This window comes from Streptomyces sp. NPDC046985, assembly GCF_040644415.1.
Classification (GTDB): domain Bacteria; phylum Actinomycetota; class Actinomycetes; order Streptomycetales; family Streptomycetaceae; genus Streptomyces.
Window position 1 is genome coordinate 57,648 of the sequence record NZ_JBEYWK010000001.1, and the last position, 13,119, is coordinate 70,766.

13 protein-coding genes are annotated in these 13,119 nt (G+C 70.8%); 1 reads left to right on the plus strand and 12 read right to left on the minus strand.

Translation table 11 applies throughout. The annotated features are described in order from the left end of the window. Positions 1–90 precede the first annotated feature (90 nt). Together ABZ861_RS00250 and ABZ861_RS00255 are read right to left on the minus strand one after the other, a co-directional pair. The gene (locus ABZ861_RS00250; RefSeq protein WP_361621141.1) at positions 91–1,560 is read right to left on the minus strand and encodes a HAMP domain-containing sensor histidine kinase; all 1,470 of its coding nucleotides are present in this window, start codon (positions 1,558–1,560) and stop codon (positions 91–93) included. After that, a complete protein-coding gene (locus tag ABZ861_RS00255; RefSeq protein ID WP_361621144.1) occupies positions 1,557–2,252 on the minus strand; it encodes a response regulator transcription factor in 696 nt (231 codons plus the stop codon). Before ABZ861_RS00255 ends, ABZ861_RS00250 begins: the two co-directional genes overlap by 4 nt. Before the next feature lie 291 nt (positions 2,253–2,543). On the opposite strand from ABZ861_RS00255, the gene ABZ861_RS00260 reads away from it, so the two are divergent. Next, on the plus strand, positions 2,544–4,379 hold the full coding sequence (locus tag ABZ861_RS00260; RefSeq protein ID WP_361621147.1) for a glycoside hydrolase family 18 chitinase: 1,836 nt from the start codon (positions 2,544–2,546) through the stop codon (positions 4,377–4,379). A gap of 106 nt (positions 4,380–4,485) precedes the next feature. Here ABZ861_RS00260 and ABZ861_RS00265 read toward each other — a convergent pair whose 3' ends face one another. The 10 genes from ABZ861_RS00265 to ABZ861_RS00310 all read right to left on the minus strand — a co-directional run bounded on the left by ABZ861_RS00265 (position 4,486) and on the right by ABZ861_RS00310 (position 12,947). Further along, positions 4,486–4,932: a DUF2550 domain-containing protein gene (locus tag ABZ861_RS00265; protein WP_361621150.1), complete on the minus strand. Its 447-nt coding sequence runs from the start codon at positions 4,930–4,932 to the stop codon at positions 4,486–4,488. A gap of 174 nt (positions 4,933–5,106) precedes the next feature. Then, positions 5,107–5,484, minus strand: a complete 378-nt coding sequence (locus ABZ861_RS00270) for a F0F1 ATP synthase subunit epsilon (RefSeq protein ID WP_361621153.1) — start codon at positions 5,482–5,484, stop codon at positions 5,107–5,109. A gap of 130 nt (positions 5,485–5,614) precedes the next feature. After that, positions 5,615–7,063 (minus strand): F0F1 ATP synthase subunit beta, encoded by a 1,449-nt coding sequence (gene atpD / locus ABZ861_RS00275; protein WP_361621156.1) that lies wholly within the window; start codon positions 7,061–7,063, stop codon positions 5,615–5,617. After that, positions 7,063–7,980, minus strand: a complete 918-nt coding sequence (locus ABZ861_RS00280) for a F0F1 ATP synthase subunit gamma (RefSeq protein WP_361621159.1) — start codon at positions 7,978–7,980, stop codon at positions 7,063–7,065. The genes atpD and ABZ861_RS00280 overlap by 1 nt, the downstream gene beginning before the upstream one ends. A gap of 21 nt (positions 7,981–8,001) precedes the next feature. Beyond that, positions 8,002–9,594 (minus strand): F0F1 ATP synthase subunit alpha, encoded by a 1,593-nt coding sequence (atpA, locus tag ABZ861_RS00285; protein ID WP_361621162.1) that lies wholly within the window; start codon positions 9,592–9,594, stop codon positions 8,002–8,004. A 136-nt stretch (positions 9,595–9,730) separates the two neighbouring features. Beyond that, positions 9,731–10,546, minus strand: coding sequence for a F0F1 ATP synthase subunit delta (locus ABZ861_RS00290; protein ID WP_361621165.1), 816 nt, complete (start codon positions 10,544–10,546; stop codon positions 9,731–9,733). Further along, positions 10,543–11,103 carry a F0F1 ATP synthase subunit B gene (locus tag ABZ861_RS00295; RefSeq protein ID WP_361621168.1) on the minus strand — a complete coding sequence of 187 codons (561 nt, stop codon included), beginning with the start codon at positions 11,101–11,103 and terminating at the stop codon, positions 10,543–10,545. Before ABZ861_RS00295 ends, ABZ861_RS00290 begins: the two co-directional genes overlap by 4 nt. 39 nt (positions 11,104–11,142) lie before the next feature. Then, on the minus strand, positions 11,143–11,385 hold the full coding sequence (locus tag ABZ861_RS00300; protein WP_361621171.1) for a F0F1 ATP synthase subunit C: 243 nt from the start codon (positions 11,383–11,385) through the stop codon (positions 11,143–11,145). Positions 11,386–11,465: 80 nt separating this feature from the next. Further along, positions 11,466–12,236 carry a F0F1 ATP synthase subunit A gene (atpB, locus tag ABZ861_RS00305; protein WP_361622384.1) on the minus strand — a complete coding sequence of 257 codons (771 nt, stop codon included), beginning with the start codon at positions 12,234–12,236 and terminating at the stop codon, positions 11,466–11,468. A gap of 273 nt (positions 12,237–12,509) precedes the next feature. Beyond that, complete coding sequence (locus ABZ861_RS00310) at positions 12,510–12,947, minus strand: hypothetical protein (protein WP_361621174.1); 438 nt, start codon at positions 12,945–12,947, stop codon at positions 12,510–12,512. Between the last annotated feature and the right edge of the window lie 172 nt (positions 12,948–13,119).

The following is a 13,119-nucleotide window of genomic DNA, read 5'->3' on the forward strand; positions in this document are numbered from 1 at the left end:
CGGATCCGGCCGGCCTCATGTCCGGCGTCGCCGTCCGACAGCGTGTGCCGTCGTGCCGCACGGCCCGTCGTCCGCGCGGCACGATGAACGTTAGAGACGTTCTTTGGGGAAACTCTGTGACCGTTTCGTCCCCGCCGATCCGGCGGCGGTGATCAGCCAGTCCCGCCGTTCGGGCAGCCCGCCGTCGCCGCGCGGCAGCCGCACCGTGAAGCGCGCTCCGCCGCCGGGCGCGTCCGTGACGCTCACCTCGCCCCGGTGCAGGGCGGCCTGCTGGGCGACCAGGGTGAGGCCGAGCCCGGAGCCCGCGCTGTCCGGGCCGCGCCGGAAGCGTTCGAAGACCCGCTGCCGGGCCTCGGGCGGCACGCCGGGCCCGTGGTCGTCCACCGTGATCAGCACCTGGTCGCCGGCCGCGGCGACCCGCACCGCCGCGCGGGTCCGGCCGGCCGGGTCGTGGCCGTGGGCCAGGGCGTTGGCGAGCAGGTTGTCCAGCAGCAGCCGCAGTCCCCGCTCCCAGGCGTGCACGGTGAGCCCGGCCGGGGCGTCCAGGGTGAACACGGAGTCCGGGGCGCGGCGCGCGGCCTCGGCCACGGCGGCGCCGGCCACCTCGGCCACGTCGACGTCGGCGAACGCCTCCGCCTCCACCAGGTCCCCGCGCCCCAGCTCGCGCAGCGTCACCAGCAGGCCGAGCAGCCGGGCGTGCTCGTGGCGCAGGTCGCCGAGGATCTCGGTGCGGTCCAGCTCGGGCAGGTCGGGGTGGCCGGCGAGGATGTCGAGGTTGGTGCCCATGCTCATCAGCGGGGTGCGCAGTTCGTGCGCGGCGGCGGCGGAGAAGGAGCGGGCGGTGTCCAGGGCCTCGGCGGTGCGGGCGGCCTGCTCGTCGTAGCGGGCGAGGACGGTGCGCACGGTGGCGGCCAGGTCGTCGACCTCGGTCACGCCGGTGGGCCGGTGGTCGAGGCGGGCGGCGGAGACCCGCGGGTCGAGTCCGGCGGTGCGGCGGGTGAGCCGGCGCAGCGGCGCCCCGGCGCCGGCGGCCAGGCCCCAGGCGAGCAGGCCGGACAGGGGCGCGGCGAGCAGCGCGGTCAGCACCACCCGGCGGCGGACCGCCTTGAGCTGGGCCTGGTCGGCGGTGTCCGGGGAGGACACCCACAGGGTGCCGTCGGCCGCCGGGCCGCCGACCGGCCGGGACAGCACCCGCCAGCCGCGGCCGCCGGAGCGGACGGTGACCGGCCGGGGCGCGGAGGCGGGCAGCCGGATCCCGGCGTCCGGTTGCGGGCCGCCGCTGAACACGGCGTCCCCGGCCGTCACCCGCACGCCGACGTCCAGGGCCGCGCTGAACAACCGCCGCTCCCGGTTGTCGGCGACCTTCGGGCGGCCCCCCGTGCTCGCGCGCACCAGGGCGCGGGCCTCCGGGGCGATGGCGGCGGCCCGCTGGCGCAGGTGCTCGTCCTCCACCCGGTGCAGGTCGCGTGCGACCAGGTGCAGCAGCAGCCAGCCGGAGGCGGCGACGAGCAGCGGGACGGTGCAGCCGACGGCGAGCCCGATCCGGGTGGAGAGCCTCACACCGCCCCCCGCAGCACGAAGCCGACACCGCGCACGGTGTGGATCATCCGGGGCCGTCCGCCCGCCTCCAGCTTGCGCCGCAGATAGGAGACGAAGGTGTCGACGGCGTCGGTGCGCACGTCGAAGTCGTAGCCCCAGACGCGTTCCAGGAGCTGATCGCGGGTGAGGACCAGCCCGACGTTGCGGGCCAGCACCTCCAGCAGCTCGAACTCGCGCCGGGTCAGGTCCAGCGTCCGGCCGTCGCGCTCGGCGGTGCGGGCGGCGGGGTCCATCACCAGTCCGGCCACCCGCAGCACCTCCCGGGCGGCGGGCGGGCTGCGCCGCAGCAGGGCGTGCAGCCGCAGCACGAGTTCCTGGAGGGCGAACGGCTTGACCAGGTAGTCGTCGCCGCCGGCCTGGAGTCCGGCGATGCGGTCGGCGGTCTCGTCGAGCGCGGAGAGCATCAGCACGGGCAGGTCCTCGCCCTGCGCGCGCAGCCGGGTGCACACGTCGATGCCGCTCATGCCGGGCATCGACACGTCGAGGACCAGGACGTCCGGCGGTTCCTGCCCGAGGGCCGCGAGCGCCTCGGCGCCGCTGCCCGCGCTGCGCACCGCGAACCCGCTGAGCCGGAGTCCGCGCTCCAGGGACCTGCGTATCGCCGCGTCGTCGTCGACGACCAGCACCGCCCCGGCCCGTCCCGCCTGTGTCATCCGTCCTCCTCACCGCCCGGCCAGCGTACGGCCCTCTCCTGTGCGCCGGTCCCGGGCGGCCCCCTCGGGGACCCCGGCGCGGGGGTGCGGCGCGCGCACGAGCGGCCGGAGCGTCCGCCGCGGCCGCGTTCAAGCAGCCTGTGCGGCACCGGAGTTGGAGAGCAGAGAGTTCGCTTCGCGCACTGGTCCAGACCTATTGACCTCTGGTCCGGACCTTCCTACTCTCGCAGCACCGTGGGCATGAAGGCTCAGTCATGTCCCTGTCCTCTCTCTCCCGAGAAGGAGGCGCGCATGCGCTTCAGACACAGAGCCGCGGCAGGGTTCGCGACCCTGTTGCTCCCCCTCGCCGGCCTCGTCGGGATCTCGGGCCACGCCCAGGCCGCGGCCGACGTCTCCTCGGCCACCGCCGTCTTCGCCAAGACCAGCGACTGGGGCACCGGCTTCGGCGGCCAGTGGACCGTGAAGAACACCGGCAGCGCGGCCATCAGCTCCTGGACCGTGGAGTGGGACTACCCCTCCGACACCAAGGTCACCTCCGCCTGGGACGCCACGGTCACCAACTCCGGCACCCACTGGACCGCGAAGAACGCCAACTACAACGGCGCCCTCGCCCCCGGCGCGTCCGTCTCCTTCGGCTTCAACGGCGCCGGCGGCGGCGCCCCGTCCGGCTGCCTGGTCAACGGCGGGAGCTGCGACGGCGGCCCGAGCGCCCCCGGCGACAACCCGCCCTCCGCGCCGGGCACGCCGACCGCCTCCGCCGTCACCGACACCTCGGCGCGGCTCGCCTGGAGCGCGGCCACCGACGACAAGGGCGTCAAGAACTACGACGTCCTGCGCGACGGCACGAAGATCGCCACGGTGACGACGACCTCGTACACCGACACCGGTCTGAGCGCGGGCGCCGACTACTCCTACTCCGTGCTGGCCCGGGACACCGCCGACCAGACCGGCCCGGCCAGCGGCTCGGTCGCCGTGCACACCACCGGCGGCACCACCACACCGCCCCCGTCCGGCGGCGCCAAGGTCAAGCTCGGCTACTTCACCGAGTGGGGCATCTACACCCCCAACTACCAGGTCAAGAACCTGGTGACGTCCGGCTCCGCGGCCAAGATCACGCACATCAACTACGCCTTCGGCAACGTCACCGGCGGCAAGTGCGCGATCGGCGACTCCTACGCCGACTACGACAAGGCGTTCACCGCCGACCAGTCCGTCAGCGGCGCCGCCGACACCTGGGACCAGCCGCTGCGCGGCAACTTCAACCAGTTGCGCGAGCTGAAGGCCAAGTACCCGAACCTCAAGGTGATCTGGTCCTTCGGCGGCTGGACCTGGTCCGGCGGCTTCGGGGAGGCGGCCAAGAACCCGGCGGCCTTCGCCCAGTCCTGCTACGACCTGGTGCACGACCCGCGCTGGGCCGACGTCTTCGACGGCATCGACATCGACTGGGAGTACCCCAACGCCTGCGGCCTGTCCTGCGACGCCAGCGGCCCGGCGGCCTTCAAGAACGTGATGGCCGCGCTGCGCGCCAAGTTCGGCACGCAACTGGTCACCGCCGCCGTCACCGCGGACGGCTCGGCCGGCGGCAAGATCGACGCCACCGACTACGCGGGCGCCAGCCAGTACGTCGACTGGTACAACGTGATGACGTACGACTTCTTCGGCGCCTGGGACGCCCAGGGCCCCACCGCCCCCCACTCCCCGCTCACCTCCTACAGCGGCATCCCGAAGCAGGGCTTCACCACCGCCGACGCGATGGCCAAGTACAAGGCGCAGGGCGTGCCCGCCGGCAAGCTGCTCCTCGGCATCGGCTTCTACGGCCGCGGCTGGACCGGCGTCACCCAGGACGCCCCCGGCGGCACGGCGACCGGCCCCGCGGCGGGCAGCAGCGAGGCCGGCATCGAGAACTACAAGGTCCTCAAGAACTCGTGCCCGGTCACCGGCGCCGTCGCCGGCACCGCCTACGCCCACTGCGGCAGCAACTGGTGGTCCTACGACACCCCGGACACCATCCGGTCCAAGATGGCCTGGGCCAAGAGCCAGGGCCTCGGCGGCGCCTTCTTCTGGGAGTTCAGCGGCGACACCGCCGACGGCGAGCTGGTGAGCGCGCTCAGCAGCGGCCTGTCGTAGGCCCCGCCCGCCCCCAGACGAACCGAAGCTCCCCGCAGAACCGAAGCTCCCCCCGGCCCAGGCCGGGGGGAGCTTCGCCGTCTCGCACAGGCGCCGCGCGGGCGGGCTACGCGACGTTCACCCGCTGGCCGGGCGGGGCCGCCTCCAGCCAGGCGAGGAAACCGGTCAGCGCGTCCTCGCTCATCGCCAGCTCCAGGCGCGTGCCCCGGTGCAGGCAGGTGAGGATCACGGCGTCGGAGAGCAGGGCCAGCTCCTCCTCGCCCTCGGGCAGCCGGCGGCCGGCCACCTCGATCGACCCCCGCTCCAGCGTGCGGCGCGGGCGCAGCGCGTAGGAGAAGACACGGAACCACTCGACGCGGTCGCCGTTGTAGCGGGCGACGCCGTAGCTCCAGCCCTTGCCGCTGACGTCGGGCTGGTCCGCCAGGTCCCAGCGCAGGCTGCAGTCGAAGGTGCCGCCCGAACGCTGGATGATCCGGCGCCGCAGCCCGAAGACGAAGAGTCCCACCAGCACGAGCGCGACCGCGACCGCGCACACAGTCAGAGCGAGGACCACCGGCACCGACCTCCTCGTCTCCTAGGCACTGCTAGGTAATGGAACGGAAAAAACACCCGCATCCACCTCAGCCGCGGCCGGTACCGGATTGCTCCGGTACCGGCCGCGGCTGAGATGGCGAACTCACCGGGTGCTCCCCCCGTGCCGGGACGGCCTGGCGGGAGCCCCCATGACTCATCGCACCGACGTCGCCGCCCGCAGGCGGACGTCCGCTCGGCGCTCGGCGGTGGCGTCGCCCTCCGCCTTCGCGCGCTCCAGCTCCCGCTCGGCGCGCTGGACGTCGATCTCGTCCGACAGCTCGGCGATCTCCGCCAGCAGCGACAGCTTGTCGTCCGCGAAGGAGAGGAAACCGCCGTGCACCGCGGCGACGACCGTGCCGCCCTCGCGCGTGCGGATGGTCACCGGGCCCGACTCCAGCACACCGAGCAGCGGCTGGTGACCGGGCATGACGCCGATGTCGCCGGACGTGGTGCGCGCGACGACCAGGGTGGCCTCGCCGGACCAGACCTGGCGGTCGGCGGCGACCAGCTCGACGTGCAGCTCAGCAGCCAAGAGTGGCTCCTCGGGTCACCACCCGGCGGTAGTGCCGGGTGTCAGGATCAATTCTAAGGGGCGTGGACGAGGGGGCGGGACACGCCCGCCCCCTCGGACGGGCGCCAGGGCCCGCCGTGAGCGCGGCGGCTCAGGAGACGCCCAGCTCCTTGGCGTTGTTCTTCAGGTCCTCGATGCCGCCGCACATGAAGAACGCCTGCTCCGGGAAGTGGTCGTACTCGCCGTCGCAGATCGCGTTGAACGCGGTGATCGACTCCTCCAGCGGCACGTCCGAACCGTCCACGCCGGTGAACTGCTTGGCGACGTGGGTGTTCTGGGACAGGAAGCGCTCCACGCGACGGGCGCGGTGCACGACCAGCTTGTCCTCCTCGCCCAGCTCGTCGATGCCGAGGATCGCGATGATGTCCTGGAGGTCCTTGTACTTCTGCAGGATGTTCTTCACGCGCATGGCCGCGTTGTAGTGGTCCTGCGCGATGTAGCGCGGGTCCAGGATCCGGGACGTGGAGTCCAGCGGGTCCACGGCCGGGTAGATGCCCTTCTCGGAGATCGGACGGGAGAGCACCGTCGTCGCGTCGAGGTGGGCGAAGGTGGTCGCCGGGGCCGGGTCGGTCAGGTCGTCGGCGGGGACGTAGATCGCCTGCATCGAGGTGATCGAGTGACCGCGGGTCGAGGTGATGCGCTCCTGGAGGAGACCCATCTCGTCGGCCAGGTTCGGCTGGTAGCCCACCGCGGACGGCATGCGGCCGAGCAGCGTGGAGACCTCGGAGCCGGCCTGCGTGAAGCGGAAGATGTTGTCGATGAAGAACAGCACGTCCTGCTTCTGGACGTCGCGGAAGTACTCCGCCATCGTCAGGCCCGCCAGGGCCACGCGCAGACGGGTGCCCGGGGGCTCGTCCATCTGGCCGAAGACCAGCGCGGTCTTGTCGATGACGCCCGAGTCGCTCATCTCGTCGATGAGGTCGTTGCCCTCACGGGTGCGCTCGCCGACGCCGGCGAACACCGAGACGCCGTCGTGGTTGTTGGCGACGCGGTAGATCATCTCCTGGATGAGCACCGTCTTGCCGACGCCCGCGCCGCCGAACAGACCGATCTTGCCGCCCTTGACGTACGGGGTCAGCAGGTCGATGACCTTGACGCCGGTCTCGAACATCTCGGTCTTCGACTCGAGCTCGTCGAAGTTGGGCGCCTTGCGGTGGATCGGCCAGCGCTCGCCGTCGTACTGGGCGTCGACGTTCAGCACCTCGCCGAGGGTGTTGAACACCTTGCCCTTGGTGAAGTCGCCGACCGGGACGGAGATGGCCGAACCCGTGTCGGTCACCGAGGACTGGCGGACCAGGCCGTCGGTGGGCTGCATGGAGATCGTCCGGACCAGGCCGTCGCCCAGGTGCTGGGCGACCTCGAGGGTCAGGATCTTCTTCGCGCCCTCGTTCGCCGGGTCGGAGACCTCGACCTTGAGGGCGTTGTAGATCTCCGGCATCGCGTCGACGGGGAACTCCACGTCGACGACCGGGCCGATGACCCGCGCGACGCGGCCGGTGGCCACGCCCGCCGCAGCGGTCGGCTCAACAGTGGTGGTCATTAGTCGTCACTCCCCGCGGTCGCGTCGGCCAGAGCGCTGGCGCCACCGACGATCTCGCTGATTTCCTGGGTGATTTCGGCCTGGCGGGCCGCGTTGGCAAGACGGGACAGCGTGTTGATCAGCTCGCCCGCGTTGTCGGTGGCCGACTTCATCGCGCGCCGCGTGGCGGCGTGCTTCGAAGCGGCCGACTGGAGCAGCGCGTTGTAGATGCGGCTCTCCACATAGCGCGGCAGCAGGGCGTCGAGGACGTCCTCCGCCGAGGGCTCGAACTCGTACAGCGGAAGGATCTCGTCCTTGTTCCGCGACGGCGCCGCGACCTCGTCCAGACGCAGCGGGAGCAGCCGGGGGTCGACCGCCGTCTGCGTCATCATCGAGACGAACTCGGTGTAGACGATGTGGAGTTCGTCCACGCCGCCGTCCGCCGTCTCCCTCTCGATGGACTCGATCAGCGGCGCCGCGACCTTCTTGGCGTCCGCGTACGTCGGCTCGTCGGTGAAGCCCGTGAACGACTCCGCGATCGTGCGCTCGCGGAAGTTGTAGTGGGCGATGCCGCGGCGGCCGACGATGAACGTGTCGACCTGCTTGCCCTCGCGCTCCAGGCGCTCGGTCAGCCTCTCGGCGGCCTTGATGGCGTTGGAGTTGAAGGCGCCGGCCAGACCGCGGTCGCTCGTCAGGAGCAGGACCGCGGCGCGGGCCGGGTTCTCCGCCTCGGTGGTCAGCGGGTGCTTGGTGTTCGAACCGGTGCCGACCGCCGTGACCGCGCGGGTCAGTTCCTGCGCGTACGGCGTGGACGCCGCCACCTTGCGCTGCGCCTTGACGACGCGCGAGGCGGCGATCATCTCCATCGCCTTGGTGATCTTCTTGGTCGCGGTGACGGATCGGATGCGACGCTTGTAGACCCGGAGCTGGGCTCCCATGAGTCAGGTCCCTTCCTTACGTCACTTGGCGGCAGCGGGCGGAGCGTCCTCGCCGAGCAGCTTGCCGTCCGAGGTCTCGAACTGCTTCTTGAACTCCGCGATGGCGTCGGCGATGGCCTGGAGGGTGTCGTCGGACATCTTGCCGCCCTCCTTGATGGAGGTCATGAGGCCCTGCTCCTTGCGGTGCAGGAACTCCAGCAGCTCCCTCTCGAAGCGGCGGATGTCGTTGACCGGAACGTCGTCCATCTTGCCGGTGGTGCCGGCCCACACGGAGACGACCTGGTCCTCGGTGGACATCGGCTCGTACTGGTTCTGCTTCAGCAGCTCGACCATGCGCTGGCCGCGCTCGAGCTGGGACTTGGAGGCCGCGTCCAGGTCGGAGCCGAAGGCGGCGAACGCCTCCAGCTCGCGGAACTGGGCGAGGTCCACGCGCAGCCGGCCGGAGACCTGCTTCATCGCCTTGTGCTGGGCGGAGCCGCCCACGCGGGAGACCGAGATGCCCACGTTCAGCGCGGGGCGCTGACCGGCGTTGAACAGGTCCGACTCCAGGAAGCACTGGCCGTCGGTGATGGAGATGACGTTGGTCGGGATGAACGCCGACACGTCGTTGGCCTTGGTCTCGACGATCGGCAGACCGGTCATCGAACCGGCGCCCATGTCGTCGGAGAGCTTGGCGCAGCGCTCCAGGAGGCGGGAGTGCAGGTAGAAGACGTCGCCCGGGTAGGCCTCGCGGCCCGGCGGGCGGCGCAGCAGCAGGGAGACGGCGCGGTAGGCGTCGGCCTGCTTCGACAGGTCGTCGAAGATGATCAGGACGTGCTTGCCCTGGTACATCCAGTGCTGGCCGATGGCGGAACCGGTGTACGGGGCCAGGTACTTGAAGCCGGCCGGGTCGGACGCCGGGGCGGCCACGATGGTCGTGTACTCCAGCGCGCCGTTCTCCTCCAGCGCGCGGCGGACCGACGCGATGGTGGAGCCCTTCTGGCCGATGGCGACGTAGATGCAGCGGACCTGCTTGTTCGGGTCGCCGGTGCGCCAGTTGTCGCGCTGGTTGATGATCGTGTCGACGGCCAGGGCGGTCTTGCCGGTCTGGCGGTCGCCGATGATGAGCTGACGCTGGCCGCGGCCGACCGGGGTCATGGCGTCGACGGCCTTGTAGCCGGTCTCCATCGGCTCGTGCACCGACTTGCGCTGCATGACCGTGGGGGCCTGAAGTTCGAGGGCGCGGCGGCCGTCGGTCTCGATCTCGCCGAGTCCGTCGATCGGGGCGCCGAGCGGGTCGACCACGCGGCCGAGGTAGCCCTCGCCCACGGGGACCGACAGGACCTCGCCGGTGCGGGTGACCGGCTGGCCCTCCTCGATGCCGCTGAACTCGCCGAGGACGATGGCACCGATCTCGCGCTCCTCGAGGTTGAGGGCGAGGCCGAGGGTGCCGTCCTCGAACTTCAGCAGCTCGTTGGCCATGGCCGAGGGCAGGCCCTCGACCTTCGCGATGCCGTCGCCGGCAAGGCTGACCGTGCCGACCTCTTCGCGCGAGGCCGCGTCCGGCTTGTACGACTGGACGAAGTTCTCCAGCGCGTCCCGGATCTCCTCCGGCCGGATCGTGAGCTCCGCCATCTGGGTTCCCTGCTCTCCTTGTTGGGCCCGAAGTTTCACTTGGGGGTTGCGAGTCACGGGACTCCCCCCATAAGAGGTGAATCCTCTGCACGGCCCAACCAGGGCCGTCGTGTACGTCTTACGTGTTGAGTTGCTGCTAGCTCGCCATGCGGCGGCCGGCGTCGTCGAGCCGGTCCGCGACGGAGCCGTTGACGACCTCGTCGCCTACCTGCACCCGGAGGCCGCCGACCAGCTCGGGGTCCACGTCCAGGTTGAGGTGCATCCGGCGCCCGTAGAGCTTGGCGAGGGCGGCGCCGAGGCGCTGCTTCTGGCCGTCGCTCAGCGGGACCGCCGAGGTGACCACGGCGACCATGCGGTCACGACGCTCGGCCGCCAGCCTGGACAGGGACTCCAGTCCCGCTTCCAGGCTACGTCCCCGCGGCGCGGTCACAAGGCGCGTCACGAGCCGCTCGGTGACGGGCTCCGCCCGGCCGCCGAGCAGTCGGCGCAGCAGTTCGGACTTGGCCGAGGCGCCCGCGGTGCGGTCGGTCAGCGCCGCGCGCAGCTCGGTGTTGGAGGAGACGATCCGGCCGAAGCGGAACAGCTCGTCCTCGACGTCGTCGAGCGAACCGGCCTGCTGGGCGGCGGTGAGGTCGGCGAGACTCGCCAGCTCCTCCAGCGCGTCCACCAGGTCGCGGGACTGCGACCAGCGCGAGCGCACGATGCCGGACACCAGGTCCGCGGTCGCGCCGCCGACCTGGCCGCCGATCAGGCGCTGGACCAGCGCCGCCTTGGCGTCGGCGGGCTGCGCCGGGTCGGTGAGGGCGCGGCGCAGGCCCGGCTCGCGGTGGAGCAGCGCGGTCACGGCCGCCAGCTCCTCGGCGAGCCGCGCGGCGTCGACGGAGGAGGAGTCCGTCAGCGCGTCCAGACGCTCGCGTGCGGCGGTCAGAGCCTCGCGGCTCGCTCCGTTCATCGTGCCGCCTCGGCCTTCGATGCGGCCTCGTCGAGCCCGTCGAGGAAGCGGTCGATCACACGGCTCTGCCGGGCGTGGTCCTCGAGGGACTCGCCGACGAGCTTGCCGGCCAGTTCGGTGGCGAGCCTGCCGACGTCCTGGCGGAGCGAGGCCGCGGCGGTCTTGCGGTCGGCCTCGATCTGGGCGTGGCCGGCGGCGACGATGTCCTCGCGCTGCCGCTGGCCCTCGGCCCGCATCTCGGCGATGAGCGCGGCGCCCTGCTCCTGCGCCTCCTGGCGCAGCCGCGCGGCCTCGTGCCGGGCCTCGGCGAGCTGAGCCTTGTACTGCTCAAGGACGCTCTGGGCCTCGACCTTCATGGCGTCGGCCTCTTCGATACCGCCTTCGATCGCCGCTCGGCGCTCCTCCAGAACCTTGTTGATGTTCGGAAGCAGCTTCTTCCAGAAGAAGAAGAACACGATGGCGAAGGCGATGGTGCCGACGAGCAGCTCGGGGCCGGCCGGGATGAGCGGGTTCTGCTCGGTCTCCTCGGCCGCGAGCTGTGCCAGGTTGGCGATCACATCAATGCCTTTCGTCGATTCGTGTCGGGTAAGAGCTGATTACTTACCGAACACGAACGGCATAACGATGCCGATGAGGGCGAGCGCCTCACAGAAGGCGAAGCCCAGGATCTGGTTGGCGCGGATCAGACCGGCCGCCTCGGGCTGGCGGGCCAGGGCCTGGGTGCCGTTGCCGAAGATGATGCCGACGCCGACGCCGGGGCCGATGGCCGCGAGGCCGTAGCCGATGGAACCGAGGGAGCCGTGGACACCGGTGGCGGCGAGGGTCTGGAGAGCGGACATGCCGGTTCTTCCTTCTCTTTCATGGACCGGTGGGGGTTGGCCACCGGACGTCTGGAGGTGGTGGAGGCGAGCGGTGGGGCTCAGTGCTGCTCGGCGAGAGCGCCCTGGATGTACGAGCAGGCCAGGAGGACGAAGACGTACGCCTGGACCGCCTGCACGAAGAGCTCGAAGCAGATCATGGCCATCGTCATCACGAAGGAGACGCCGGCGGCCGGGACCATCCAACTGTTCAGCAGGTACCAAGAGGCGACGGTGAACATCACCAGCATCAGGTGGCCGGCGAACATGTTGGCGAACAGTCGCACGGCGTGCGTGAACGGGCGGACGATCAGGTTCGAGAGGAACTCGATGACCATGACCAGCGGGAGGACGGCGCCGAGCGACTTGTCGTAGCCCGTGACGTTCTTGAAGAAGCCCACGAAGCCGTGGCGCTTGAAGGTCAGTCCGACCCAGAGGATCCAGACCAGCGCGGCCAGCACGACCGGGAAGGCGAAGACCGAGGCGACCGGGAACTGCGCCAGCGGGATCACGGACCAGATGTTCATGAGCCAGATGAAGAAGAAGAGGGAGACCATGAGCGGCACCCACTTCTCGCCCTCGCGCTTGCCGAGGGTCTCGTACACGATGCCGCGGCGCACGAAGTCGTAGCCGGCCTCGCCGACCATCTGGAGCTTGCCCGGGACGACCTTGGCCTTGCCGAAGGCGGTCCAGAAGAAGACGACGACGAGGGCGGTGGTGACGAGCGCGAGCAGCATCACCTTGTTGAACTCGAAGCCCCCGACCGTGGCGAGCGGCTTGAACAGGAAGGAGTGCAGGCCCGGAGCCGGGAAGCCGCATCCGTTGTCGGACAGGATCCGGCAACTCCAGTCGAAGGCGAGCTGGGTCTGGTCAGCACTCACCGCGGGCTCCTTCGGCGTGACGCATGGGTACGGCAACCTCGTTGTGTCGGCGCGGCGTGCGGCCGCGGATCGGCACCGGACTGGTGTGACGGATGGGGGGGCGGCTGAAGGGCATCGAGCCTCGCGATCGCGCGGGCCTCAGCTCAGGCGCCCGCGTCCGCGATGCCGCAGTTGGCACCGGACGATAGCAGGAGATCCCCCGGGCCCTTATCCCGCCCCTACCCCTCACGACGACGGCCCGGTCTTCTCGTGCCGGTCGCTGTGCGCGGAGTCCGGGTCGATGTAGAAGATCTTGGCCTTCATGTGGGCGCGCGCCTGGGCGGCCATCCACACGACGGTCGCGACGACGAGCGTCACGGCGAACGCCTTCGGGCTGAACAGGGAGGTGTTCTTGAAGACGGCGACGAAGATCAGCAGGAGCAGCAGTTGGGCGACGTAGAGCATCAGGCCCATGGCCTGGAAGAGCTGCGGGAGCGTCTTCGCCGTCCACTGGAGCACGTAGAGGCCGATGCCCATGAACAGGATGGCCAGCACGGCGCCGACGGCCGCCCCCAGGGCGCCCTGACCTCCCGCGACCGCCGCGCTCACGGCGACGGCGATCACGCCGGCGGCCGCTGTGGGCACAGCGATCGACAGGAGGTTCCGGGCGTCACGAGAGGGCATGGCGGCAACTCCGCTTTCACAGGGGGCAGGTGTCGTCATGGACGAGCGTAGTCCCGGGGCGAGTGATCGAGATCTCACGCCAACGGACCATCGCACTCAGGTCCTTCGGCGCTCTCCGGGGTTCTCGTGAACCGTATCACAAACTATTTGATGAGGTCTTTACCTCATCCGT

Coding starts and splice junctions, on each gene's coding strand:
- atpA (WP_361621162.1), bottom strand. CDS start 9,594: ATGGCGGAGCTCACGATCCGGCCGGAGGAGATCCGGGACGCGCTGGAG.
- atpD (WP_361621156.1), bottom strand. CDS start 7,063: ATGACCACCACTGTTGAGCCGACCGCTGCGGCGGGCGTGGCCACCGGC.
- ABZ861_RS00260 (WP_361621147.1), top strand. CDS start 2,544: ATGCGCTTCAGACACAGAGCCGCGGCAGGGTTCGCGACCCTGTTGCTC.
- ABZ861_RS00300 (WP_361621171.1), bottom strand. CDS start 11,385: ATGTCCGCTCTCCAGACCCTCGCCGCCACCGGTGTCCACGGCTCCCTC.
- ABZ861_RS00280 (WP_361621159.1), bottom strand. CDS start 7,980: ATGGGAGCCCAGCTCCGGGTCTACAAGCGTCGCATCCGATCCGTCACC.
- ABZ861_RS00255 (WP_361621144.1), bottom strand. CDS start 2,252: ATGACACAGGCGGGACGGGCCGGGGCGGTGCTGGTCGTCGACGACGAC.
- ABZ861_RS00290 (WP_361621165.1), bottom strand. CDS start 10,546: ATGAACGGAGCGAGCCGCGAGGCTCTGACCGCCGCACGCGAGCGTCTG.
- ABZ861_RS00310 (WP_361621174.1), bottom strand. CDS start 12,947: ATGCCCTCTCGTGACGCCCGGAACCTCCTGTCGATCGCTGTGCCCACA.